This is a genomic window from Micromonospora sp. NPDC005163, from assembly GCF_053599835.1.
Window position 1 is genome coordinate 97,885 of sequence record NZ_JBSFYP010000016.1, and the last position, 24,165, is coordinate 122,049.

The window sequence follows — 24,165 nt, forward strand, 5'->3', positions numbered from 1 at the left end:
GTTCGCTCGGGATACCGTACGACGTACGACAAGGATGGGTTATTCCCGCTGCGTGATGCAACCCTCGTGGGCGACGACTCCGTCGTACGACCGTGATGGTCAGCAAAGAGGGAAGACCGCGGTGAGGCGGGCCGAGGAGGACGACTTCCACGACTTCGTCGCGGACCGGATGGACCGCTGGCGACGGAGCGCGTTCCTGCTCTGTCAGGACTGGCACGCCGCCGACGACGTCGTCTCGGTCACGGTGGCGAAGCTCTACCGGAGCTGGCGCACGGTGCGTCGGGCGGAGAACCGCGACGCGTACGCGCAGCGGGTCCTGACCCGCTCCTGGCTCGACGAGCGGCGCCGGCCCTGGAGCAACCGGGAGCAGTCGTGGGCGGAGGTGCCGGACGTGGCCGGCGCCGTGCCGGAGACGGTGACCGATCGCGACGGGCTCGCCGCGTTGCTGCGCTCGCTCGCCCCGAAGCAACGGACGGTGCTCGTCCTGCCCTTCTACCTCGACTACTCGGTCGAGGAGACCGCCAGGATGCTCGGCATCTCCGCCGGCACCGTCAAGAGCCAGTCCGCACGCGGGCTGGCGAACCTGCGCACCGCCGTCAACCGTCAGTACTGAGCGGGAGGCACCAGATGAGTCACCAACTGTTCGACGAGTTGATCGGCAACCCCCCGCTGGCCAAGGTCGATGTCAGGGGCATCGTCCGGCGGGAGCGGCGGGCCAGGGCCGCCCGGCGGCTCGGCGGCTCGTTGGCCGCCGTGCTGGCTCTGGCGGTGGCCGGCGGCGTCAGCGCCGCCGTACGCCATCAGGAGCCCGGTGCGGCACCGACCACGCCGCGGGCCGCTGCCTCCTCGCCCGCTGCGGACACCCGGTTCCGCCTGGTCTTCGACACCGACGAGACGGCCGACGCCACCGCCAGGCGCCTCAGCCAGGAGCTGGACCGGGCGCTGCGGACGGTGGCGCCCGGCGCGAAGTGGACCTGGATGCCGGACTACGTCGGCGAGCCTCGCAAGCCGGACGGGCAGCCGCCAGAGTTCACCCACCGGGGCACCCCGGACTTCGTCGGTACCTCGTCCGGCATCTCCTACCAGGGGCGCAAGGGTTCCCTGGGCGTGTCGGTCACACCGGACGTGTATCCGGACGCGTCCGACGGACCGGCCGGGTTTCACTGGCCGTGCCAGCTGCCGCCGGGCATCCACGAGGACAGCCGTTACCGCAGGATGTGCGAGGCGGGCACGACCCCGAGCGGCGCCCAGATGAAGATCGAGACGCTGACCGGTAAGCGGCAGAAGAGCGTGCAGTACCTCGTCGCGATCCAGTTGCCCGGCAACCGGGCGCTCCAGGCGGACGTGCTGAACATGGTCGGGGTCGACGAGTCGGCCGTTCCCGCGCAGGCGCAGGCTCCGCTGTCCATGGAGCAGCTGAAGGCCATCGCACTGGCGATCGCCGACCAGGTCAAGGCCTGACGATCGCCGAGGCGGAGAGGATCCGACGAGGGTGAGCGGGGCTGGGAGCCGGGGTCACCGGTTCCAGTCCTGCTTCGCCGCCCGCACCAGCTTGTCCTTCAGCTCCCGGGTGTGCCGCCGACTCACCGGCAGTTCCGTCCCGTCGATCACCACCACGTAGCCGGAGTTGACCAGCCGCAGCTCCGCGATCAACTTCAGCTGGACCAGGTACGACCGGTGCACCCGGACGAAACCGGCGTCGGCCCACCGCTCGGCGAGCGTGGCCAGCGAGACCCGCACCAGGTGTGACCCCTCCGCCGTGTGCAACCGGGCGTAGTCCCCCTGGGCCTCCACCCAGCGCACCGCCGAGCGGGGCAGCATCCGGGTGGTGCCGGCCAACTCGATCGGGATGGTCGGATCCTCCTCGGCCCGGGCCAGCGCCGCCGGATGCGACGGCACCACCCGCGAACCGATCACCCGGCGCAGCGACTCGGCCAGCCGCTCGGCGCGCACCGGTTTGCGTACGTAGTCGGTGGCCCCCAGGTCGAAGGCGTCCACCGCGCCGTCGTCGTACGCGGTGACGAAGACGATCGCCGGTGGCCGGGCGAACCGGCGCAGCACCCGGGCCAGCTCCATGCCGTCCAGGCCGGGCATCCGGATGTCCAGGAAGACCACGTCCACGTCACCGTCGCGGAGCAGCCGCAGCGCCTCGGTGGCGTCCCCCGCCGTGTGCAGACGGGCCACCCGGGGGTCGGCCCGCAGGTGGTACGCCAGCTCGTCGAGCGCGGGCGGCTCGTCGTCCACCGCCAGCACCCGGAGGAAACCGGATGCGCTCACGACCCGGCCCGCACGCCGGGATGGAACTTCGGCACCCGCATGCTCACCCTGGTGCCCGAGCCGAGTCCGGTCTCGACGACCAGGCCGAACCGGTCCCCGAAGACGGACCGCAGGCGCTCGTCGACGTTGGAGAGGCCGACGTGCTGGCCCGTCTCGTCGCCCGGGTCGCCGGTGCTGCGGGCCAGCTCGGCGATGCCGGCGGTCAGCGTGGTCGGATCCATTCCCACCCCGTCGTCCTCCACGGTGATGTGGCATTCGGCACCCGCGTCCCGGGCCTCGATGCTCACCATGCCTGTGCCCGGCTTGCGGGACAACCCGTGCCGGACCGCGTTCTCCACGAGCGGCTGCAGGCAGAGAAACGGCAGCGTCACCGGCAGCACCTCCGGGGCGATCTGCAACCGCACCTGCAACCGGTCGCCGAACCGGGCCCGCTCGATGGTCAGGTAGCGGTCGATCGACCGCAGCTCCTCGGCCAGCGTGGTGAACTCCCCGTGCGCCCGGAACGAGTACCGGGTGAACTCCGCGAACTCCAGGATCAGCTCGCGGGCCCGCTCCGGGTCGGTGCGCACGAACGAGCCGATCGCGGTCAGCGCGTTGTAGATGAAGTGCGGGCTGATCTGCGCCCGCAGCGCCCGGATCTCGGCCCGCGCGAGCCGCTCCCGCGACGAGTCCAGCTCAGCCAGGGCGAGCTGGTTGCCGGCCCAGTGCGCGGTCTCCAGGGTGGCCTGCACCAGCCCGGGCGCCGGCGGGCTGTCGGCGATCGCCACCAGCGCGCCGACCACCCGGCCGTCCGCGCCCTGCAGGGGTGCGACCACCGCTCCCCGGATCGGGCAGTCCACCCGGTCACAGCGCAGCTCGGATTCACCGAGCACCGTCGAGCGCCCGGTCTCCATCGCCCGGCGGGCCGCCGCGAGCAGTTGCTCGCCGTGGTGCGCGCCGCGTCCATCGAGGGCGAGCACCACGTCGGCGTCGGTGAGCGCCAGCCCGACCGCCCCCACCAGAGCCCGCAGATGGCGTACGGCCTTCGCCGCGCCCGCCGCGCTCAGCCCCGCCCGCAGCGGTTCGGCGGCCAGCCCGGCGGTGTGCAGCACCTCGTAGGTGGCCCGCTGGGTGGCGGTGGCGATGCCCCGGCGGGCACGCAGGCGCAGCACCGCCAACAGGGCCGCGGTCAGCGCGGTGACCAGTGAGACGACGCCGACGACGGCGGAGAGGTTGCCACCCACGCAGCGATCCTGGCCCCTCCGGGCCGGCGAGCCAACCCCTAGTACGCGCCCTTGCGGGCGAGCACGACCCCCACGGTGCGCCACAGGATGCTCAGGTCGTACGCCAACGACCAGTTGTCGACGTAGTAGAGGTCGAGCCGGACGGACTCGTCCCAGGACAGGTCCGAGCGGCCGGAGACCTGCCACAGGCCGGTCATGCCGGGGCGGACCAGCAGCCGGCGGCGCACGTCGCCCAGGAAGTCGCCATCGTCGGCCGGCAACGGGCGGGGCCCGACCAGCGACATCTCACCCCAGAGCACGTTGATCAGCTGCGGCAGCTCGTCCAGCGAGGTGGCCCGCAGGAAGCGGCCCACGGGGAAGACCCGCGGGTCCTCCTTCATCTTGAACAGCATGCCGTCGGTCTCGTTCCGGTCGACCAGGCTCGCCAGCCGGTCCTCGGCGTCGACGTACATGGTCCGGAACTTCCACACCCGGAACGTGCGTCCCTCGTGCCCCACCCGCGGCTGGCGGAAGTAGACCGGCCCGGGGTCGGAGATCCGGATCGCCACGGCGATGGAGAGGAAGAGCGGAGCCAGCAGCAGCAGACCGAGGCCGGCGGCGACCCGATCCATCAGGTTCTTGGCCAGCAGCGCCGGCCCGGAGAGGGTCGGCTCCTCGACGTGCAGCAGCGGCAGACCCTCGATCGGCCGGATGTGCACCCGGGGACCGGCGATGTCGGTCAGCTGGGGCGCGACCACCAGATCGACGCCGGAGCCCTCCAACTGCCAGGCCAGCCGGCGCAGCTCACCCGGCTCGGCGCTGGCCGACCCGCAGATCGCGATGGTGTCCCCGCCGACCTCCCGGACCAGGGCCAGCACGTCCCGGCCGGCGTGCACCGGCACCGGGGTCGGCATCCCCCGGGCCGCGGCGTAGCCGTCGGTGATGTGGATGGCGACCGGCACCAGCCCGGCGTTCGGGCTGCGGGTGACCGCCGCGTAGACCTCCAGGCACTCCGGCAGGGTGCCGACCAGCACCATCCGGTGCGCGGCCTGGCCGGCCCGGCGGCGGATGTAGTGCAGCGCCCAGCGGGCCACGAAACGGCCCCAGAGGATCAGCACGGTGGCGCCCACCAGCGCGGTGCCCACCGTGTACCGGGAGAGCTGGGTCACAGTGGCGAAGGCGAGGAACGAGACGCTCGCGGCGACCGTCACCGCGCCCCGGATCACGCGCTTGAACTCGTCCGGCCCGAGCCCCAGGTAACGCCGGTCGTAGGCCCGGTTGCCCCAGAGGATGATCACCCAACCGAGTGGGAGCAGGAGATAGGAGATGGTGTGGAACCAGGTCGGGTCCTGCTTGGTGCCGGAGAAACCGGAGGCCGCCTGATCGAAGAGCTGGATCGCGATCCAGCTGGCGAAGGCCGCCGCCCCGAAATCGAGCACGAGGAGGATCGCCGTGTAGGGGCGGTGCCAGCGGGAGACACGGCGTCGCGCCCTGGCCCATGCCGACCGGGGGACGCCGTTGTGCGACGGCGGGGTCGGCGGCTGGATTTCGAAGCTGTCGACGTGCCGCACGAGTCTGCTCCGGCCTTCGTTGGTTACCGGGCGCTGGAGGCTTGCCGTCACCTCACCCATGTCCTCCCGCATGACACGTGCCGCTCACTCGCCGTGAGGGCCCGGGTCGCCCCGTCCCAGTCTCCCACGCGGGATCCGACCGGTCGCGGCCCCGGAAAGGATTGGCGACCGATGGTGCCGGCGGGATCTGGCCGGCTCCGCACCATTTCAGAAGCCGGGGACCGGGCCACTATACCGATGGATGCGCGTGTGGCGGGAACCGTGGACCGGCGCTTCGGCCCAGTCGGGTCGATTCCGCTCCGTAATCGCCGAGTGGGATTACTCACCGTACGAGGCGGGACAACCGTCGGTCAGCGAGCGGCTTGCCGCCGGTCTGGCACGTCGGGCAGTACTGAAGGCTCGAGTCAGCGAACGACACCTCCCGCACGGTGTCACCGCAGACCGGGCAGGGAAGGCCGGTGCGGGCGTGCACCTTCAACCCGGAGCGCTTCTCGCCCTTCAGCTCCGCGGCACGCTGCCCGAGGGACCGCTGGACCGCGTCGCCGAGCACCTGCCGGGTAGCCGCGTGCAGAGTGGCGAGCTGGTCGTCGGTGAGCCGGTCGGTGATCGCGAACGGGGACAGCTTCGCCGCGTGCAGGATCTCGTCGGAGTACGCGTTGCCCACCCCGGACAGCACCGCCTGATCGGTCAGCACCCCCTTGACCTGCCCGCGCCGGCTGCGCAGCCGCTCGGCAAAGGTGGGCAGGTCCGCGGCGAGCGCGTCCGGGCCCAGCTTGGCCACGCCGGGCACCGCCGACGGGTCCGTGACCAGGTACGCGGCCAGCTTCTTCTGCGTGCCGGCCTCGGTGAGGTCGAACCCGGAACCGTCGTCGAGGCGGACCCGCAGCGCGATCGGGCCCTTGCCGGGGCGCAGCGGGGTGGTGGCCGGGAACGCCTCCCGGTAGTGCAGCCAACCCGCCCGGGCCAGGTGGACCACCAGGTGCAGGTCGCCCTCGACGAGCACGTCGAGGAACTTGCCGTGCCGGCGGGCGTCGACCACCGCCCGCCCGGCGACCGCGGTCGGTGCCGGGTCGTACGTTTTCAGGGCGCTGATCGCGGCGACCTCGAGCCGGTCGACACGCCGCCCCACCGCGCGCTGTCGCAGGTAACCCGCGAGCGCCTCAACCTCCGGTAGTTCGGGCACCAGCCAACGGTAGCCTTCTTTCCCGTGAGAATCGTGGTGGCACACAACCGGTACCGGGAAGCCCAGCCCTCCGGCGAGAACACGATCGTCGACTCGGAGATCGCTCAGCTCGCCGCCGCCGGCGTGGAGGTGCTGCCGTTCATTCGCAGCTCGGACGAGATCCCGTCGATGTCGAAGGTGGCGAAGGCGCTGCTGCCGATCTCGCCGATCTGGGCGCCCCGGGCCCAGCACGACCTGAGCCGGCTGCTCACCGAGCATCGGCCGGACGCGCTGCACCTGCACAACCCGTACCCGCTGCTCTCGCCCTGGGTGGTGCGGACCGCGCACCGGCACGGCGTGCCGGTGGTGCAGACGGTGCACAACTACCGACAGGTCTGCTCCTCGGGGATCTACTTCCGCGACGGCGTGATCTGTCAGGACTGCAAGGGCCGGGCATTGGGGGTGCCGGCGATCAAGCATCGCTGCTACCGCGACTCGGCGGCGCAGAGTGCGCTGATGGCGACCACCCTGGCCGTGCACCGGGGAACCTGGCGGTCGGTGGACCGGTACATCGCGCTGACCACGGCGATCGCCGACCACCTGAGCGACTACGGCATTCCGGACGAACGGATCGTGGTGAAGCCGAACGCCGTGCCAGATCCGGGCCGGCCCGCGCCGCTCGGTGACGGTTTTCTCTTCATGGCCCGGCTGAGCCCCGAGAAGGGCGTCGACCTGTTGCTGGACGCCTGGCGCCGGCATCCGGTGGGCGCACTGGGCCCGCTGCGCGTGGCCGGGGACGGCGAGTTGCGCCCGCTGGTGGAGGCCGCCGCCGCCGAGCGACCCGACGTGGTCTACCTCGGTCAGCTCGACCGGGCCGGAGTGCGGGCGGCGGTCGAGGCGAGCGCGGTGGTGATCGCCGCCGCCATGTGGCACGACGTGCTGCCGACCGTGATCATCGAGGCGATGGCCAGTGGCCGGCCGGTGCTCGGCACCGCGTTGGGTGGCATCCCGTACCTGGTTGGGGCGGACGCCCCGCACGAGCCCGCCGGCACCGGGCCGGCCGAGGTCGCCTCCGCCGTCGCCGGGGGCGGCGGGTCGCCGATGCCGGCCGGAATCGGTCAGGGTGAGGCCGGCTGGGTGGTCGCCCCGGAGCCGGCCGGGCTGGCCGCCGCGCTACCGGTGGCCCGGGCCGGTGCCGCCGGGCTGGCCCCGGCCGCCCGCGCCCGCTACGAGCGGACCTTCCACCCCGACGTGGTCACCAAGCAGCTCATCAACATCTATGCCGGCATGGCCCGTACCGCGCACCGCCGCTGACCTCGGCCGTGCTTCCGCCCACCGCCCGCCACGCCCACCGCCCGCTGCTTCCCAGGGTGGCCGTCCCCCCTTCCGGCGGCCGGCGCACCGGCGGACCCGGTGGGGGTCAGCGCATGGAGGCGCGGGCGGAGAAGGCGATGCTCGCCAGCAGGAAGCCGCCGTTGACGATGGTGAACGCGACGATCACCCAGAGGACCAGCGCGGGGGCCACGGCCAGCACCAGGGCGGCCACGAAGATCACCGCGCCGTAGTCACGGACCAGCTTCACCAGGCGGACCGGCAGCGAGGTCGAGGTGACCATGCTGGCTGCGTTCGGGCCGGCCTGCATCACCGAGGTGACCAGGTTGACCATCCAGGTGCCGGCGAAGGTCGCCACCAGCCAGGTCGGGGTCGACGGCTCCTGCGCCACCGCCGTGGCGGCCAGCGCCGCCACCAGGGCGATCTGCGCGGCCACGTCGCACAGCACGTCGACCCGGGCACCGGCCGCGCTGCCCTGGCCGGTCACCCGGGCCAGTTGCCCGTCCGCACAGTCCAGGGAGTACGCCACCTGCCAGCCCACCAGGGCGAGCACGCCGACCACCCAGGCCGGCACGTCACCGGCCGCGACCGGGCCGGCGAGCGCCACCACGGTGACCGAGGTCGCCAACCCGAGCACCAGGTTGGTGATGGTCAGCGTGGTCGGCCGCAGCCCCAGCCGCTGGGCGACCAGCGCGAAGGCGGCGCCCAGCCACTGGCTGATCGACTCGCTGAACAGACCACCGCCCCGGTTCACCCGGTGGAAGTCGGCGATGGTGGGACGGGGGTCAGCCAAGCTGGTCGCGGATTGCACCGGCGTAGTCTGTCAGCCGCTCCCGCGTCTCGGTAGGCGACAACGCCAGGTGCTCGAGGATCGTGTACCGGTCCGGTCGGGTGCGCGGTGCGAACTGCACCGCCTCGACGAACTGGTCGTCGGTCAGCCCCACCTCGGCGGGAAGCCGGGGCAGCGCGTGCCGGGACAGACAGGCCGACATCTCCCCGAAGCGGCGGAGATCCCCACGCAGCCAGGTGCAGAAGAGCGCGCCCAGCCCGGCCAGCTCGCCGTGCGAGGCGGTGCCGGGGAAGAGCGCGTCCACCGCGTGCATGATCTCGTGGCAGCCGCCGCTGGACGGGCGACTGGTGCCGCAGACCGCCATGGCGAGGCCGCTGGAGATCAACGCCTCGGCCAGCACGGTGACGAACGCGTCGTCGGTCATGTCGCCCGGATGGTTCAGCACCGCTTCGGCGCCCGCCCGGGCCAGTGACGCGGCCAGTCCGTCGACGGGCTCGCCGCGTACCTGGCGGGCGAGCTCCCAGTCCGCCAACGCGCTGATGTTACTGATGACGTCACCGATGCCGGCTCGGTTGTGCCGGTCAGGACCGCTTTCCACGAAGTCCAGGTCAACGATCACCGCGATCGGGATGTGCACCCCGTAGGAACCCTTGATCCCATCGGTGATCAGGCTCGCCACCGGGGAGGCGATGCCATCGTTGGCCAGGCTGGTGGCCACCGAGACCATCGGCAGGCCCCGCCGGGTGGCCGCGTACTTCGCCACGTCTATGGTCTTGCCGCCGCCGATGCCGACCACCGCGTCGTACGAGCGGGCGCGCAGCTTGCCGCCCAGGTCGTCGGCGGCGTCCAGAGTCGCCCCGGCGACGGTGAACACGTCGGCCGACCGCAGTGACGGTCGGATCAGCTCGGCGATCTGGGCACCCTGGCCCGGACCGACCACCACCGCGACGTCGCCGCCGGCGGAGATTCGCCCGTCCGCCAGGATCGCGCCGAGGTCGGCCACCGCGCCCCGCCGCACGTCGATGTGGAGCGGGGTCAGCACGCTTCGGGCTAGTAGCGGCACGCGATCTCCCGCGCGCGGGCCAGGTCGGCGTGGTTGTCGACCTCGACCCAGGGCACGTCGCCGATCGGCGCCGCCCGCACCTCGCCACCCCGGTCGGCGAACTCCTGGTAGCCGTCCTCGTAGTACAGGTTCGGGTCGCGCCGCCAGGTGGCCTCCAGCGCGTCGGCGAGGGCGTCGGCGACCTGCGGCTCGATCAGCGTGGCGCCGATGTACTCCCCGTACGCCTCGCCCGGGTCCATCACCTTGGTGATCCGGGTGAGCTGGCCGGCGGCGTCGAAGATGGTCTTCATCTCCTCCTCGGCCAGCGGCTTGAGCGTGTCCACGGCGAGCAGGATGCCTGGCCCACGCTCCGCGAGCAGGGTCTTCTCCACGCTCACCGGGTGCACGGTGTCCCCGTTGACCAGCAGTACCCCGCGCGCGAAGTACTCCCGGGCCAGCCAGAGCGAGTAGGCGTTGTTCCACTCCTCGGCCTTGTCGTTCTGCACCAGGGTGAGCGTGACCCCGTACCGCTTCTCCAGGTCGGCCTGCCGCTCGCGGACCGCGTCCGCCGCGTAGCCGACCACGATCACGATGTCGGTGAGCCCGACTTCGGCCAGGTTGCCCAGCGCGATGTCCAGGATCGTGGTCTCCCCGTCCACCGGCACCAACGCCTTGGGCAGCGTGTCGGTGTACGGGCGCAGCCGGCGCCCTGCCCCGGCCGCGAGCACCATCCCGATCATCCCGACATCCTCCCTCGTCCTGCTCCCCGTCACCGGTGGAGGATAGCCCCGCGTGGACGAGCCGCTCCGGTCAACCAGGTCAGCCGGGCAGCGCCGCCAGGTCGGCGAGCATGGTCAACCGCTCCTCCGCGCTGAGCACGGCGTACGGGCCGGCCGCCCGCCGGTCGGTCTCCAGCTCGATGGCGAGCCGCTCCGGGCCGGCCGGCAGGGCGGCGATGCTCGACGCGGTGTGCCCGGCGGCGGTCCAGGCGGCGGCGTGCGCGTCGGCCCGGTGGTAGCGCATCGTGCCGAGCCGGTTGAGCAGCAGCACGCCCGGCGGGGTGCCGTCCGGCTCGTACGGGGGCGCCATCGCGGCGAACGCCGACGCGTCCCGGTCCCCCTCCTCGTCGGCCAGCACCAGGGCGTACGCCAGCAGCCGGCCGAGCGCCGCGACCAGCCGCGGCACCCGCTCGTCCTGCCCGGCCCACAGCTCCTCGGTGACCTCGGCGTGCACCTGGTACAGCTCGGTGAGGAACGCGGCACCGCGGTCGGTGGCGGAGAGCCCGCCGTCCGGGCGGCGGTGGATCATGCCGTGCGCCACGTGCTTGTCCACGCTCCGGTGGCAGACGACCGGGTCGCGGTACCGGGTGATCGCGGCGAACCCCGGCCCGTCCACCGTGCCGCTGGGTGCGGCCAGCCGGGTGCGCAGCTCCACCAGGAAGCCGGTCGCGGCCGGCCCGCCGTACCGCTGGCTCAGCTCGGCGCCACCACCGTTCCGACCGGCCAGCATGCCGGCGACGAAGGCCCGGTCCACGGCCGGGGCGAGCAGACCGGCGAACCGGTGCGGCGCCAGCTCGACGGTGTTCACAGACCGATCGACCGCAGGACGGCGAAGCCCTCCTCCGCGATCCGCCGGATCAGCCCGTCGTTGACGTGGCGGTGCTCGTCCAGAACGGTCACCTCGTGCTCGGCCAGCCACCGGTACTCGGTGTGCTTGCCGGCCTCCAGCTTCGGGTGGCCCAGGTCGCCGTCCACCCGGACCAGGAAGTCGTGCTCGATCCGGGCGAGACCGTCGTCGCCGACGTAGTGGTACTCACCCACCTGACCGAGGACGTGCGAGAGGGTCCAGCCGGTCTCCTCGGTGACCTCCCGCCGGAGCGCCTCGTCGACGTCCTCGCCCGGCTCCAGGTGGCCGCCGACGATGTCCCAGCAGTTGGGAAAGAGGCGCCGGTGCGGCGAGCGGCGCTGAAAGAAGATCCGGCCGTCGTGGTCGACGATCAGCGCGCCGGCGCAGCGCAGGGGCTCGGTGGACACCGTCCGACAGTAGCGAGCGTGCCGGCGAAACGGCGATGCCCGGTCTTGTCCAGGAGTCATTCACGGACCACCATGTCGGTACCGGATGCCACCGTCCCAAAGGGGTGATGCGTGATGCAGGTACGGGAAGCGATGTCCAGCCAGGTCCTCGTCGTCGGTCCGGAGCACACGCTCCGCCAGGCGGCCCGGATGATGTCGGCCCGTGGTGTCGGGTCGGCGGTCGTGATCGACCCGGACTCCGAGGGGATCGGGATCATGACCGAACGCGACGTGTTGAAGGCCATCGGCGCCGGCCTGGACTGCGACGTGGAACGCACCGGCGCTCACCTGACCTGGGACGTGGTCTACGCCGGCCCGGACTGGACGGTGGCCGAGGCGGCCGCCGCGATGGCCCGGGGCGGGTTCCGGCACCTGGTGGTGCTGGACGGCCGTGAGGTGGCGGGGGTGATCTCCGTCCGGGACATCATGCGGGTCTGGGCGGAGAGCCAGGTGGTCGCCGCGATCTGACCGGGCGCACCGGGGTTCGGGCGGGCAGGTGTGCCGGCCGGATCGACGGGTAGGGATACCTTGCGGGAGCGGAGACGCCGTGGCCCGTGGGGGAGGGTCCGATGCGCGACGCGGAGCGCCTGGTCGAGCAGCAGTACGCCATGCTCCTGCGTCGGGACGTGGCCCGGCTGCCGAACCTCTACGCCGCGGAGGCGTTCTACTCCATGCCGGGCGTCACGGTCCGCCCGATCGAGTTGCCCGCGCTGCTGCGGACCTGGACCGGCGCCTTCCCGGACCTGCGGGTCGACCCGCTGGGCGCGGTGCGCACGGCCGGGGGCGCGGCCGTGGAGCTGCGCCTGAGCGGCACCCACGCCGGCACGCTGCACTCGCCGTTCGGCACCGTCGCGCCCACCGGCCGCACGGTGAGCTGGGACGTGGCCGACGTGGTTCGGGCCCGCCGGGGACGGATCGTCGCCTGGCGGTCCTACTTCGACTGGAGCCAGCTCCTCGACGCGCTCGGCGTGCAGCTGGAGGGACTTTCCCGGGGAGCGCAGCACGACTCGCTCGGCCTTCCGGTCTGATCTGACGCCGACCGGTGGAGCCGGGTCACCCGACCCGGTGGCTCAGGATGCGGACATCGCCGTGCCGTCGGCGCGTCCCCCGCCGCCGCCCGTACGCTCAACATCCATGACCGCCGAGCAGCTGATCTCCTTCGCCCGTGGGGCTCCCTCGCTGGACATCGTCGATGTCGAGGGGCTCAAGGCCGCCGCCATCCGCGCCTTCGACGCCGACCCAGCCGGGGTCACGGCCTACGGCACCTCCGTCGGCTACGGTCCGCTGCGAAAGTGGATCGCCGAGAAGCACGGGGTCGAAGCCAATCAGGTGCTGGTCACCAACGGGTCGCTGCAGGCCGACGCGTTCCTCTTCGACCACCTGGTCCGCCCCGGCGACGCGGTGGTGGTGGAACGGCCGACGTACGACCGGACGCTGCTCAACCTCCAGCGGATGGGCAGCGAGCTGCACGGTGTCTCGGTCCAGCCGGACGGCCTGGACACCGCCGAGCTGCGCAAGTTGCTGGAGTCCGGGGTCCGGCCCCGGCTGGCGCACGTCATCCCGAACTACCAGAACCCGGCCGGCATGACGCTCTCCCTGGAGAAGCGCCGGGAGCTGCTCGACCTGGCCGCGGAGTACGAGTTCACGATCTTCGAGGACGACCCGTACGCGGACGTCCGGTTCCGCGGCGAGGCACTGCCGTCGATGCTCTCGCTGGACACCCGCAACGTGGTGGTGCACGCGTCGAGCTTCACCAAGACGGTCTGCCCGGGCGTGCGGGTCGGATACCTGGTCGGCTCGGCGGATCTGATCGCCGACATCGCCAAGAACGCGACCAGCCTCTACATCTCGCCCGGCATGGTGTCCCAGGCGATCGTGCACCAGTTCTGCGTCTCCGGCGACATCGACCGCTCGATCGAGACCGTCCGGGCGGCGCTGGGCGAGCGGGCCGGGGTGCTCGCCGAGTCGCTGCGCCGGCACCTGCCGCAGGCCCGGTTCGTGGAGCCGGACGGCGGCTACTTCCTCTGGGTGGAGTTCCCGGACGACGTGCTGGTCGACCGGCTCGCCTCCGCGGCGGCCGAGCGTGGGGTCGCCGTGGTCAAGGGCAGCGACTTCATGCTGGACGGCGGGCAGCACGCCCTGCGGCTGGCCTTCTCGGCGGTCACCGCCGACCGGATCGACGAGGGTGTCCGCCGGCTCGCGGCGGCCGTCGAGGCCGTCCGCGGCTGAGCTTTCTGTCAATTTCCTGACAGAACGACGATGCCGGTCGTCGCGGGACTCCCGCCGGGGCGGCCGGCGGCTCACGATGCTGCGAGCGTCACCCGTCAGGTGCAGTGGAGATCGCCGTCCGGTTTTCCCGGGCCAACCCCCGCCCCGGTGACGCGTGCAGCACAACCCCCGCCCCCACAGGCGCCGGGTGGGCCGTGTCGTCCCCACACCCCCCGATGCGGCACGGCCCGCCCGGCGTCGCCCCACGCGACCGCCGTCACACGTGCCCTCCGCCGGGATCGGCGTAGCCTCAAGCCGCAGCCGAGCGCGGGGAGGTGGCGCGATGACGGATCGGGCAGGTCAGGACGGGACCACACCGTCGCACGCCGCTCGGGTGCTGCGACCCCGGGCGTGGCCGTCACCGGTCCGGGCGATGACCCGGATCCTCAACGCCGACGGCTCGCCGCCCGTGCCGACCCCGGCCGGCACCGGGCGCAGCGGCGTCGTCGACTGCGCGCTCTACGTCGACGGCAAGCGGCAACCCGGCGACTGGACGTACGCCGATGCGCTGGCCGCGGCCCGCCGCGAGGAGCACGGCTTCGTCTGGCTCGGGCTGCATGAGCCCGAACTGGCCGAGATGACCGCCATCGCGGACACCTACGGGCTGCACGAGCTGGCCGTCGAGGACGCGGTGAAGGCCCAGCAGCGTCCGAAGTTGGAGCGGTTCGGCGACGTCAGCTTCCTGGTGCTGCGCACCGCCCGGTACTGCGAGCATGCCGAGCTGAACGAGAACTCCGAGGTCGTCGAGACCGGCCAGGTGATGCTCTTCATCGGCCCGAACTTCCTGATCAGCGTCCGGCACGGCGACGCCTGCCGGCTCTCCCCGGTCCGTGCCGACCTGGAGACCAAGCAGGACCTGCTGCTCCAGGGCCCGTGGTCGGTCGCGTACGCGATCACCGACCGGGTGGTCGACCTCTACCTGGAGGTCGCCGAGCAGATCGAGGACGACCTCGACGTGCTGGAGGCCGAGGTCTTCGACCGCAACGGCCATGGGCGGATTCAGCGGATCTACCAGATGAAGCGGGAGCTGGTGGAGTTCAAGCGGGCCGTGGTGCCGCTGCAGCGGCCGTTGATGACGTTGACCTCGCAGGTCAACCGGGAGGTTCCGAAGGAGATTCGGCGCTACTTCCGGGACGTGCAGGACCATCTCAGCCGCACCGTCGAGCAGGTGAACTCCTACGACGACCTGCTGAACTCGATCCTCCAGGCGCGGCTGGCCCAGGTCACCGTCGACCAGAACAACGACATGCGCAAGATCGCCGCGTGGGCGGCCATCGCCGCGGTCTGGACCTCCATCGCGGGCGTCGAGGGGATGAACTTCGACAACATGCCCGAGCTGAACATGACGTACGGCTATCCCGTCGTACTCGCCCTGATGCTCGGCGTCTCCCTGGCCCTCTACCGATGGTTCCGCCGCAACGGCTGGCTCTGACGCCGCGCGCGAAAGCGCCGGCGGGCGCGGGGAACCCGCGTCGCCGGCGCTCGATGCGCTGCCGCTGGGTCAGCGGCGGCCGTTGGTGCGGGTGGTGTCCTTGCCCAGCGCCTTGGTGAGGTCGTCGGCCGGGCGCCCGGAGGTGTCCTTGGCGCCCTCGGCGACCGAGGGGACCTTGTCGGTCGGGCGGACGCCGGCCGGCTTGGCGACACCGGTGGTGCTGGCACTGTCGCCACCGGCCACCGCCGAACTACCGGCGGCGGTCATCCCGGCCATGCTGGACCCGTCGGTCCCCTTGGTGGTGGACGGGGTCCGTACCTCGATCGAATCCACCTCGTCGCGCATCGGCTCCAGGTTGCGGGTTGGGTCGTACTCGGCCCACTCCTGCTGCTCGCGGCGGCGGCGCAGCGCGACCGCGCCAGCCAACCCGACGATGGCGCCCGCTGCGAGCAGCCCGGTCATCTTCGATCCGCGACGGCGCGGCTGCTTCTTCTTGCCGGTGATCCGCATGTTGCTCGACCTGGCCTTCCTGGTGAGCGGCCCCGCCTGCGCGGCGCCGTCACGGGCGGCCGCGGCCAGCGGTGCCAGCGTGGTGAGTGTCGTCCCCCAGCCGGTCGAGGCGCTGTCGCGCACTTTCGCCGCGGCCGGCTCGACGTAGCCGCGGGCCATCTGCACCCGTGGACCGACCGTCGCGCCCGCGCCCTTGGCGGCGTGGCTGGCTGCCTGCATCAGGTGGCTGATGCTCTGGTTCAGCTCGGCCCTGGCCAGCTGCCCCTCGGACTTACGCCGCCCGATTCCAAACACGGTCCCACCTCCTGGGAGTTGTTCCTTCGTCATCCTCCACCTTCGGATGCCTCCGCGATGCCAGATCGGGCACATGGGAGGATCCGCATGGAACTGACCAACGAGTGAGGAGTACCCGTGGCCGAGGCTGTCTACGCCACCTTGCACACCAACGCTGGCCCGATCCGGCTGGAGCTCTTCCCCAACCACGCGCCGAAGACGGTTCGCAACTTCATCGACCTGGCCGAGGGCAACCGGGAGTACACCGACCCGCGCACCGGTCAGCCGGGCAGCGGGCCGTACTACGACGGCACCATCTCGCACCGGGTGATCAGCGGCTTCATGGTCCAGATGGGCGACCCGACCGGCACCGGTCGGGGCGGGCCGGGCTACAAGTTCGCCGACGAGTTCCACCCGGAGCTGCGCTTCGATCGGCCTTACCTGCTGGCGATGGCGAACGCCGGACCGGGCACCAACGGTTCGCAGTTCTTCATCACCGTGTCCCCGACGCCGCACCTCAACAACCGGCACACCATCTTCGGCCAGGTGGCCGACGAGCAGTCGGTGAAGATCGTCGACTCGATCGCGAGCACCCCGACCGGCCCGAGCGACCGTCCGCTGCAGGACGTCGTCATCGAGCGGGTCGAGATCGAGCGGTCCGCTGCCTGATCGACAGGCGAGGTACCTTTGCTCGCATGATTGAGCGCTCCGGAGCACCGCACCGGCTGGCGTCGGTGGACCGCGCGGTGGCGGACGGAGGGTCGGCCCGGTGAGCGAGTCTCCGCCGACCACCCCGGTCTGCTACCGGCACCCCGGCCGGGAGACCTACGTCCGGTGCACCCGCTGCGACCGGCCGATCTGCCCGGACTGCATGCGGGAGGCGTCCGTCGGGCACCAGTGCCCGGAGTGCGTCAACGAGGGACGCCGCAGTGTCCGGCCGGCGCGTACCGCCTTCGGTGGTGGTACCGCCGGCCGGCACGGCTACGTCACCAAGGCGCTGATCGCGCTGAACGTGCTGCTCATGCTGCTCTCCATCGCCTCCGACCGTGGTGGGGACGCGGCGGTGGGCGGCTCCGGCTTCGGCGGCCTGATGGGCGGCAGCACGCCGCTGACCAACTGGGGTTCGGTGCTCGGGCTGGCGGTCTTCCCCGACGGCACGCTCGGTGGGATCGCCGACGGCGAGTGGTACCGGCTGGTCACCGCGATGTTCCTGCACTACGGCGTGATCCACCTGCTGCTCAACATGTGGGCACTGTGGGTGCTCGGCCGGTCGCTGGAGGCCAACCTCGGGCCGCTGCGCTTCGGCGCGCTCTATCTGATCGCGGGTCTCGGCGGCAACGTCTCGGCCTACCTGTTCAGCGCCCAGAACTCGGCCACCGCCGGCGCGTCGACCGCCGTCTTCGGCCTCTTCGCCGCGCTCATCATCATCGAACGCAAGTTGGGCCGGGACATCTCCCAGGTGATCCCGATCCTGGTGATCAACCTGGTGTTCACGCTGACCGTGCCGGGCATCTCCATCCCGGGGCACCTGGGTGGCCTGGTGGTCGGCGGGGCGATGGCCCTGGTGCTCGCGTACGCGCCGCGCGGTCGGCGCACGCTGGTCCAGGTCGCCGGTGGCGCGATCATCCTGCTGATACTGCTCGGGCTGGTCCTGTTCCGCACCGCGCAGTTGCTCGCCGGCTGACCGACCGGCTCACTGTCCGGCGGCGATCACGCCGGGCGGGCGGCCCACAGCGCCTCGGCCACCTCGTCCGGGGCGGCCCCCAGGTCGTACCGGCCGAACAGGTGCAGCGACTCCCCGGCGTCGATCTCCAGCAGTTCGGTGGTCAGGCCGAGCCGGGGTCGACGGTCCACGGTGATCCGCTCGACCGTGGCCCAGGGCAGCAGCCGGCGGCCGGCGTAACCATGGGCGACGACCACGCCGGCCGGGTCGACCGCGAGTCGGACCGGCGCCAGCAGGTCGCGCAGCGCCCAGCCGAGCAGGCCGGCGACGACCAGCCCGATCAGCGCCAGCTGCACCGGGTCGCCTTCGGCGAGGAGCAGGCCGAGCGCCACCAGGACGACCGCGCCGGCCAGCTTCGCCAGCGGCACGCCCGCCGGTACCCGCCACTGCCGGTCCGGGAAAGCTTCGGCATCCATCCGGCCAGCATGCCAGCGTTCGCCGGGGGACCGCGCCGGCACCCGTTCGCGGCCGGGCCAGACCGGGGGCGGACGACCGGTCCGTGGACGACGTAGGATCGGGACAGCCCAAGTTACCCGGGAGTAAACATGAGTGACGCGGTCATCGTCGGCGCGGTACGCACTCCGGTCGGGCGGCGCAAGGGCAGCCTCGCCGGCGTCCACCCGGTCGACCTTTCAGCACACGTGCTGCGCGCCCTCGCCGAGCGCACCGGGCTCGACGCCGCACTGGTCGACGACGTCTTCTGGGGCTGCGTGTCCCAGGTCGGTGAGCAGTCCTGGAACATCGCCCGCAACGGCGTGCTCGCCGCCGGGTGGCCCGAGTCCGTGCCCGGCACCACGCTGGACCGGCAGTGCGGCTCCAGCCAGCAGGCGCTGCACTTCGCCGCCGCGACGGTCCTCTCCGGCCAGGCCGATCTGGTGGTCGCCGGCGGGGTGGAGTCGATGACCCGGGTGCCGATGGGCTCCAGTGTGGCCGGCGGCATGCCGTTCAGCGACCAACTGCGGGACCGCTACCGGGGCGTCGAGGGCTTCGCCGACGACGCGGCGCTGCCGTTCAACCAGGGGGTCGGGGCCGAGCTGATCGCCCGGCGGTGGCGCTTCTCGCGTACCCAGCTCGACGAGTTCGCGCTGGCCAGCCACGAGAAGGCGGCCGCCGCGCAGGACGCCGGCGCGTTCGACCCGGAGCTCGCGTCGGTGCCGCTCACCGACGGCGGCAAGTTCGCCGCCGACGAGGGCATCCGCCGGGACACCTCGCTGGAGAAGCTCGGTGAGCTGGCCACCCCGTTCCGCACCGACGGGGTGGTGACCGCCGGGTCCGCGTCCCAGATCTCCGACGGCGCGGCGGCCCTCGCGGTCACCACCGGCGAGTGGGCCAGCCGGCACGGGCTGCGTCCGCTGGCCCGGATCCACACCGCCGTGGTCGCCGCCGACGACCCGGTCACCATGCTCACCGCGCCCATCCCGGCCACCGCGAAGGCGCTGCGCCGCGCGGGGTTGGGCATCGAGGAGATCGGTGTGTACGAGGTGAACGAGGCGTTCGCCCCGGTGCCGCTGGCCTGGCTGGCGGAGACCGAGGCGGACCCGGAGCGGCTCAACCCGCGCGGCGGGGCGATCGCCCTCGGTCATCCGCTCGGCGGCTCCGGTGCCCGGATCATGACCACGATGCTCCAGCACATGCGGGACAACGGGATCCGCTACGGCCTGCAGACCATGTGCGAGGGTGGCGGCATGGCCAACGCCACCATCGTCGAGCTTCTCTGACCTCCACCCGGCTCGTTACGGGAAAAGGCCTCGCCCCGGCCCGGCTCGGCCGCCTAGGGTGCGCACTGTGACGACGATCGCCGGTGAGCGCGCCCCCGACTGGTCCGGAGAGCAGTGGCAGGTGCGGGCCCGTTCCTGGGTGGATGCGCAGCTGAGCCGGGCCGGCCGGCGGGTGACCGGGCCCGTGGAGCCGCGGGTGCGGCCGTGGTCGCTGGTGTGGCGGGTGCCCACCGACGGTGGGCCGGTCTGGTTCAAGGCCAACAACCCGGGCACCGTGCACGAGGCCGTCCTGATCGCGGCGCTGGCCGGGCTGGCGCCCGAGCGGGTGCTCGCACCAATCGCGGTGGACCCGGCTCGGGGCTGGTCGCTGCTGCCCGACGGCGGAGAGTCGCTGCGGGACGTGCTGGGCCGCGACGCGGACCTGGCGCACTGGGAGCGGGCGCTGCCCGGTTACGCCGCGCTTCAACTGGCCACCGCGTCACGGGCCGAGGAACTGATCGCCCTCGGCGTGCCGGACCACCGTCCCGAGGTGCTCGCCGGGCTGCTCGCCCAACTGCTCGACGATCGCGAGTCGCTGCGGATCGGCGACGAGGGCGGGCTCAGCCCGGAGACGTACGAGCGGCTGCAGGCCGAGTTGCCGGCGTACGCCGAGCGGTGCCGCCGGCTCGCCGACTTCGGCATCCCGGCCACTGTGCAGCACGACGACCTGCACGACGGCAATGTGTTCGCCGGCCCGACCGGGTACCGCTACTTCGACTGGGGCGACGCCTCGGTGGCGCACCCGTTCGGCACGCTGCTGGTGACCCTTCGCTCCATCCGGTACGCCACCGACCTGGCTGCCGACGACGCCCGGCTGGCCCGGCTGCGCGACGGTTACCTGGAGGCGTGGACCGACCGGTACGACCGTCGGACCCTGGTTGAGGCCGCGGACCTGGCGATGAACCTGGGCGCGGTCAGCCGGTCGCTCTCCTGGCGGCGCGCTCTGGACACGGCCGATCCGGCCCGGGCCGAGTACGCCGACGCGGTCCCCGGCTGGCTCGGCGAGCTGTTCGAGCCCAGCCCGCTCTGACCCACTTCTGACCACGATCCGTACGGGTGGGAAGTCGGACAGGCGGTGCGACGCGCCGCGTGGAACTTCCAAAAAATCGGCGTGACCCACGTCACCTCCGCTGAGGAGGTCGTTGGGCAGGTCATGGACGTCTTCTCCCGAACGTTCCTTCCGGCCGCCGCCGAGGCTGGCCTGGCCGCGCAGACCCTGAACCGGCACATGCCGGTCTTCCGGCGCTGTGTCGGCTCCGGTGACGCCACCATCCTGGTCACCCGCTGCAGCCGTCCGGACCGTCCGGTCACCGGCGACTACCTGCTGCTGCTCACCCACCGTCGGCTGGTGGTGACCCAGCAGACCCGGCTGCTGCACCGGTTGCGCCTGCATCTCAACACCGAGCTGCGCGAGCTGAGCAACGTCACCTGGAGCCCCGACCCGCGGCTGCACTCGGTCGAGCTGGCCGCCACCGCCATCGATGGGATCCGCGAGCGGTTCCTGATCCACACCACGCATCCGAAGCGGGTGTGGCAGCTCGACGCGCTGCTCAACCACGCCTTCCGGACTCGTCTGCGTACCCCCCGGGAGCGGATCGTCGCCACCATCGGCGAGGTGCCGGTCGCTGCGAGGCCCAGCGTGCTGCGACCCGTCGTGGCGCGCTGACGCCCCACCGCTCCACCGCTCGCGGCGGCTTTTCGCCCCGCCTTTACCGAACTCGAACACGCGCTGATCGCACCGAGCGCACCGGGTCGGCAATCATGGGCCGGTGACCGTCGAACCGCCGCACCGCGGGCTCGTCCTCGTGGTCGAGGACGAGCCGGCCATCGCCGACCTGGTCCGGCTCTATCTCACCCGCGACGGGTTCGGGGTCCATCTGGAACGGGACGGCGAGGCCGGCCTGACCGCCGCCCGCCGGCTGCGCCCGGTGGCCTGCGTCCTGGACATCGCCCTGCCCGGGCTGCCCGGCACGGAGATCTGCCGCCGGCTGCGCGAGGGCGGCGACTGGACCCCGGTCATCTTCCTCACCGCCCGGGACGACGAGGTGGACCGGATCGTCGGCCTGGAGTTGGGCGCCGACGACTACGTCACCAAGCCGTTCAGCCCCCGTGAGCTGGTGGCCCGGGTGCGCGCGGTGCTACGCCGCTCCGCCGGCGGCCCGGAGGGTGCGGACCGGGCCCGTGTCGTCGGTCCGGTGACGCTCGACCCCGCCCGGCGGACGGTCACCGCCGCCGGCGCGCCGGTGCAGCTCACCTCCACCGAGTTCGACCTGCTGGCCCACCTGATGGCCCGGCCCGGGCGGGTCTTCACCCGGGAGGAGTTGTTGGCCGGCGTGTGGGGCTACGCCGCACACGCCGGCACCCGCACCGTCGACGTGCACGTCGCACAGGTGCGGGCGAAGCTTGGCCCGGCCAGCGTGATCCGGACCCACCGCGGCGTGGGGTACGCGGCCGATGCCTGACCGTCCCGGTTGGCAGCAGCGCGCGGCGCGACCGGAGTCGCCGACGATGGCGCTGCCGGTGGTCGGCGCCCAACCCCCGGCCGCGTCCCGGCGCAGCCGATTCGGTCGGACGCTGACCGCCCGGGCGGTGCTGGTCACCTGTGCCGTGGCGCTGGTGTCGGTGCTGGTCACCGCGATCGTCGCCGTCCCGCTGGCGATCCAGGGCGCGGAGCGACGCGATCAGGAGGCGCTCGCCGCGCAGGCCCGACTCGCCGCCGAGGTGCTGCGGACCCGGCTGGACCGGGGTCGTACCGCCGACGAAGAGCGGCTCATCCAGCAACTGCGCGCCCAGGACATCGACGCGTACCTGATCCGGCGGGGGGCGGTCGACCGGCCGGGCCTGCCGCCTCGGGTGGTGCAGCGGATCGAGCAGGGTCGCAACGTGTCGGTCCGTCGCCCGGTCAACGGCAGGCGCGCACTGGTCGAGGGCCGGGCGCTGCCCGGCGGCAACGGGGTGGTCCTCTCCCGCGCCTCGGGGACCGGGCTGTGGCGGCAGGTGCTGCTTAGCCTCTGGTTGCCACTGCTGGCCGGGCTCGCCGCCGGCGTGGTGGCCGGGCTGCTGCTGGCCCGCTGGCTGGCCGGGCCGATTCGTGCCGCGGCCACCGCCGCCGCTCGCCTGCGCGCCGGGGACCGCACCATACGGGTGCCGGTCGAGCCGCCGGACGAGGTCGCAGACCTGGCCGAGGCGCTGAACGGGTTGGCCGCCGCGCTGGCCACCAGCGAGGGCCGGCAGCGGGAGTTCCTGCTCTCCGTCTCGCACGAGCTGAGGACCCCGTTGACCGCGATCCGGGGGTACGCCGAGGCGCTGGCCGACGGGGTGATCGACGCGGACGGCACGGCCAGCACCGGCCGGACGGTGCTGGCCGAGGCCCAGCACCTGGACCGGTTGATCGGCGACCTGCTGGCGCTCGCCCGGCTGGAGGCCGCCGACTTCCCGCTGGAACCGGTGCCGGTGGACCTGGCCCGGCTGGCCGTCGACGCCGAAGCGACCTGGTCCGGCCGGTGTATGGCGGTCGGAGTGCCGTTCCGGGTGGAGACGCCGGGCGGGCCGGTGCCGGTGTACACCGATCCGGGGCGGATCCGGCAGGTGGTGGACGGGCTGCTGGAGAACGCGCTGCGGGTCGTACCCCCGGGGGCGCCGGTGGTGCTCGCGGTCCGGGCGGCCGGCGCGGACCCGGCCGCTGGCGGCGTGCTGGAGGTCCGCGACGGCGGGCCCGGCTTCACCGACGACGATCTGGCGGTGGCGTTCGAGCGCGGTGCGCTGCACCAGCGTTACCGGGGGGTGCGCAAGGTGGGCAGCGGGCTGGGGCTGGCACTGGCCGCCGGGCTGGTCCGCCGGCTGGGCGGAGAAATCGTCGCGGGTCACGCGCCGGAGGGCGGCGCCGCGTTCACGGTCCGGCTGCCCGGAGATCCTTACCAGACCCGAACATCGGCCTGATGATCCGCTCGTCGTCGCCGGGCAGGCTTAGGGCTCCACGGACGAGAGGGAGAGTCATGCCACGTTGGGGATCTGCGGCAGTCACCACGTCACTGCTCGCGGTGGTCGCGCTCGGCGTCAGCGGCTGCGGCGCGGCCGAGGTGGCCAGCCAACCCGCCCGGGAGGCTGCGGTCGAGGTCGCCGCGGCGATGGGTGTGGAGGGCCAGGCACTGGCCGCCATGGGCTTCGACGCCAACGACCTGGACGTGCAGACCGTCGCCGCGCCGGCCGCCCCGGCACCCGGCGGGTCGGCCACGCCCGGCGCTTCCCCGAGCGCGCAGGAGAAGGCGCGGCAGAAGCGCGGCGAGGAGTGGCGCAAGCGCCGCCAGGCCCGGGTGCTGCTGCGCAGGAACACCCTGCACGGTGAGGCGGTGGTGCAGACGAAGGACGGCGGTACGAAGACGGTCGCCGTGCAGCGCGGCGAGGTGACCGCGATCGACGGCGACTCGATGACCGTGAAGTCCACCGACGGCTTCACCATGACGTGGACCTTCGGTGACGACCTGCGGGTCGTCGAGCGGCGCGCCACCGTGCAGCCGAGCGACGTGAAGGTCGGTACGACGCTCGGCGTCGCCGGCGCGAAGGACGGCGACAAGGGCGTGGCCCGCCTCATCCTCATCCCCCGCGCCAAGTAAGCGCCCAGTGAAAGGAAGGGCCCCTTATTAACGCCAGGCGTTAATAAGAGCGTCCGCCAGTAGGTGACGGCGGGGATGCAGAGTAGCGAAACGGGCACGGAGTCAGTGATCATCGAGTTGTCTACGCTCTGTGATCGCTGG

The 24,165-nt window shown here is 72.5% G+C and carries 26 protein-coding genes; 15 read left to right on the forward strand and 11 right to left on the reverse strand.

Features of this window, described 5'->3' with window-relative positions:
• Positions 1–121: 121 nt before the first annotated feature.
• Together ACWD6N_RS13970 and ACWD6N_RS13975 are read left to right on the forward strand one after the other, a co-directional pair.
• The gene (locus tag ACWD6N_RS13970) at positions 122–613 is read left to right on the forward strand and encodes a sigma-70 family RNA polymerase sigma factor (protein WP_450004811.1); all 492 of its coding nucleotides are present in this window, start codon (positions 122–124) and stop codon (positions 611–613) included.
• 14 nt (positions 614–627) lie between these two features.
• Positions 628–1,461: a hypothetical protein gene (locus tag ACWD6N_RS13975; RefSeq protein ID WP_450004812.1), complete on the forward strand. Its 834-nt coding sequence runs from the start codon at positions 628–630 to the stop codon at positions 1,459–1,461.
• A gap of 54 nt (positions 1,462–1,515) precedes the next feature.
• Here ACWD6N_RS13975 and ACWD6N_RS13980 read toward each other — a convergent pair whose 3' ends face one another.
• From ACWD6N_RS13980 to ACWD6N_RS13995, 4 genes are all read right to left on the reverse strand, one after another.
• Positions 1,516–2,277 carry a LytR/AlgR family response regulator transcription factor gene (locus ACWD6N_RS13980; protein WP_089018492.1) on the reverse strand — a complete coding sequence of 254 codons (762 nt, stop codon included), beginning with the start codon at positions 2,275–2,277 and terminating at the stop codon, positions 1,516–1,518.
• On the reverse strand, positions 2,274–3,500 hold the full coding sequence (locus tag ACWD6N_RS13985; protein ID WP_354967181.1) for a sensor histidine kinase: 1,227 nt from the start codon (positions 3,498–3,500) through the stop codon (positions 2,274–2,276). The genes ACWD6N_RS13980 and ACWD6N_RS13985 overlap by 4 nt, the downstream gene beginning before the upstream one ends.
• Positions 3,501–3,538: 38 nt before the next feature.
• Positions 3,539–5,110, reverse strand: coding sequence for a sugar transferase (locus tag ACWD6N_RS13990; protein ID WP_354967222.1), 1,572 nt, complete (start codon positions 5,108–5,110; stop codon positions 3,539–3,541).
• Between the two features lie 262 nt (positions 5,111–5,372).
• Positions 5,373–6,233: an Fpg/Nei family DNA glycosylase gene (locus ACWD6N_RS13995; RefSeq protein WP_354967182.1), complete on the reverse strand. Its 861-nt coding sequence runs from the start codon at positions 6,231–6,233 to the stop codon at positions 5,373–5,375.
• A 24-nt stretch (positions 6,234–6,257) separates the two neighbouring features.
• Between ACWD6N_RS13995 and ACWD6N_RS14000 the strand changes: the two genes are divergently transcribed.
• On the forward strand, positions 6,258–7,526 hold the full coding sequence (locus ACWD6N_RS14000; RefSeq protein WP_450004813.1) for a glycosyltransferase family 4 protein: 1,269 nt from the start codon (positions 6,258–6,260) through the stop codon (positions 7,524–7,526).
• Between the two features lie 106 nt (positions 7,527–7,632).
• On the opposite strand, the gene ACWD6N_RS14005 is transcribed toward ACWD6N_RS14000, so the two are convergent.
• The 5 genes from ACWD6N_RS14005 to ACWD6N_RS14025 all read right to left on the reverse strand — a co-directional run bounded on the left by ACWD6N_RS14005 (position 7,633) and on the right by ACWD6N_RS14025 (position 11,409).
• Positions 7,633–8,355 carry a CDP-alcohol phosphatidyltransferase family protein gene (locus ACWD6N_RS14005; RefSeq protein ID WP_354967184.1) on the reverse strand — a complete coding sequence of 241 codons (723 nt, stop codon included), beginning with the start codon at positions 8,353–8,355 and terminating at the stop codon, positions 7,633–7,635.
• Positions 8,330–9,397: an iron-containing alcohol dehydrogenase family protein gene (locus ACWD6N_RS14010; RefSeq protein ID WP_354967185.1), complete on the reverse strand. Its 1,068-nt coding sequence runs from the start codon at positions 9,395–9,397 to the stop codon at positions 8,330–8,332. The genes ACWD6N_RS14005 and ACWD6N_RS14010 overlap by 26 nt, the downstream gene beginning before the upstream one ends.
• Complete coding sequence (locus tag ACWD6N_RS14015) at positions 9,385–10,116, reverse strand: phosphocholine cytidylyltransferase family protein (RefSeq protein ID WP_354967186.1); 732 nt, start codon at positions 10,114–10,116, stop codon at positions 9,385–9,387. Before ACWD6N_RS14015 ends, ACWD6N_RS14010 begins: the two co-directional genes overlap by 13 nt.
• A 79-nt stretch (positions 10,117–10,195) precedes the next feature.
• A complete protein-coding gene (locus ACWD6N_RS14020; RefSeq protein WP_387325074.1) occupies positions 10,196–10,963 on the reverse strand; it encodes a hypothetical protein in 768 nt (255 codons plus the stop codon).
• Positions 10,960–11,409 carry an NUDIX hydrolase gene (locus tag ACWD6N_RS14025; RefSeq protein WP_387325077.1) on the reverse strand — a complete coding sequence of 150 codons (450 nt, stop codon included), beginning with the start codon at positions 11,407–11,409 and terminating at the stop codon, positions 10,960–10,962. The genes ACWD6N_RS14020 and ACWD6N_RS14025 overlap by 4 nt, the downstream gene beginning before the upstream one ends.
• A 114-nt stretch (positions 11,410–11,523) precedes the next feature.
• On the opposite strand from ACWD6N_RS14025, the gene ACWD6N_RS14030 reads away from it, so the two are divergent.
• The 4 genes from ACWD6N_RS14030 to corA all read left to right on the forward strand — a co-directional run bounded on the left by ACWD6N_RS14030 (position 11,524) and on the right by corA (position 15,148).
• Positions 11,524–11,916, forward strand: a complete 393-nt coding sequence (locus ACWD6N_RS14030; RefSeq protein WP_387325080.1) for a CBS domain-containing protein — start codon at positions 11,524–11,526, stop codon at positions 11,914–11,916.
• Between the two features lie 101 nt (positions 11,917–12,017).
• Positions 12,018–12,476 carry an ester cyclase gene (locus ACWD6N_RS14035; RefSeq protein WP_450004814.1) on the forward strand — a complete coding sequence of 153 codons (459 nt, stop codon included), beginning with the start codon at positions 12,018–12,020 and terminating at the stop codon, positions 12,474–12,476.
• A 106-nt stretch (positions 12,477–12,582) separates the two neighbouring features.
• Positions 12,583–13,677: an aminotransferase-like domain-containing protein gene (locus tag ACWD6N_RS14040; RefSeq protein WP_387325086.1), complete on the forward strand. Its 1,095-nt coding sequence runs from the start codon at positions 12,583–12,585 to the stop codon at positions 13,675–13,677.
• 322 nt (positions 13,678–13,999) lie between these two features.
• Complete coding sequence (corA, locus tag ACWD6N_RS14045) at positions 14,000–15,148, forward strand: magnesium/cobalt transporter CorA (protein WP_354967191.1); 1,149 nt, start codon at positions 14,000–14,002, stop codon at positions 15,146–15,148.
• Positions 15,149–15,217: 69 nt separating this feature from the next.
• Here corA and ACWD6N_RS14050 read toward each other — a convergent pair whose 3' ends face one another.
• On the reverse strand, positions 15,218–15,985 hold the full coding sequence (locus ACWD6N_RS14050; RefSeq protein WP_450004815.1) for a hypothetical protein: 768 nt from the start codon (positions 15,983–15,985) through the stop codon (positions 15,218–15,220).
• 84 nt (positions 15,986–16,069) lie between these two features.
• Between ACWD6N_RS14050 and ACWD6N_RS14055 the strand changes: the two genes are divergently transcribed.
• Positions 16,070–16,600, forward strand: coding sequence for a peptidylprolyl isomerase (locus ACWD6N_RS14055; protein WP_354967193.1), 531 nt, complete (start codon positions 16,070–16,072; stop codon positions 16,598–16,600).
• 100 nt (positions 16,601–16,700) lie between these two features.
• A complete protein-coding gene (locus tag ACWD6N_RS14060) occupies positions 16,701–17,615 on the forward strand; it encodes a rhomboid family intramembrane serine protease (protein ID WP_387325091.1) in 915 nt (304 codons plus the stop codon).
• Positions 17,616–17,641: 26 nt separating this feature from the next.
• Here the strand turns inward: ACWD6N_RS14060 and ACWD6N_RS14065 are convergent, their stop codons facing one another.
• Positions 17,642–18,070: a PH domain-containing protein gene (locus ACWD6N_RS14065; protein ID WP_450004816.1), complete on the reverse strand. Its 429-nt coding sequence runs from the start codon at positions 18,068–18,070 to the stop codon at positions 17,642–17,644.
• A 129-nt stretch (positions 18,071–18,199) separates the two neighbouring features.
• Between ACWD6N_RS14065 and ACWD6N_RS14070 the strand changes: the two genes are divergently transcribed.
• The 6 genes from ACWD6N_RS14070 (at position 18,200) to ACWD6N_RS14095 (ending at position 24,024) form a co-directional block, all read left to right on the forward strand.
• Entirely contained in the window at positions 18,200–19,372 is a 1,173-nt protein-coding gene (locus ACWD6N_RS14070) for a thiolase family protein (protein WP_387325097.1), read from the forward strand.
• Between the two features lie 67 nt (positions 19,373–19,439).
• Positions 19,440–20,441, forward strand: coding sequence for an aminoglycoside phosphotransferase family protein (locus tag ACWD6N_RS14075; RefSeq protein WP_387325100.1), 1,002 nt, complete (start codon positions 19,440–19,442; stop codon positions 20,439–20,441).
• Between the two features lie 123 nt (positions 20,442–20,564).
• Positions 20,565–21,077, forward strand: coding sequence for a hypothetical protein (locus ACWD6N_RS14080; protein WP_354967223.1), 513 nt, complete (start codon positions 20,565–20,567; stop codon positions 21,075–21,077).
• Between the two features lie 103 nt (positions 21,078–21,180).
• Positions 21,181–21,873, forward strand: a complete 693-nt coding sequence (locus ACWD6N_RS14085; protein WP_354967198.1) for a response regulator transcription factor — start codon at positions 21,181–21,183, stop codon at positions 21,871–21,873.
• A 46-nt stretch (positions 21,874–21,919) separates the two neighbouring features.
• Positions 21,920–23,350 (forward strand): sensor histidine kinase, encoded by a 1,431-nt coding sequence (locus ACWD6N_RS14090; RefSeq protein WP_449936801.1) that lies wholly within the window; start codon positions 21,920–21,922, stop codon positions 23,348–23,350.
• Positions 23,351–23,406: 56 nt separating this feature from the next.
• Positions 23,407–24,024 (forward strand): hypothetical protein, encoded by a 618-nt coding sequence (locus ACWD6N_RS14095; RefSeq protein ID WP_354967199.1) that lies wholly within the window; start codon positions 23,407–23,409, stop codon positions 24,022–24,024.
• The last annotated feature ends 141 nt before the right edge of the window (positions 24,025–24,165 follow it).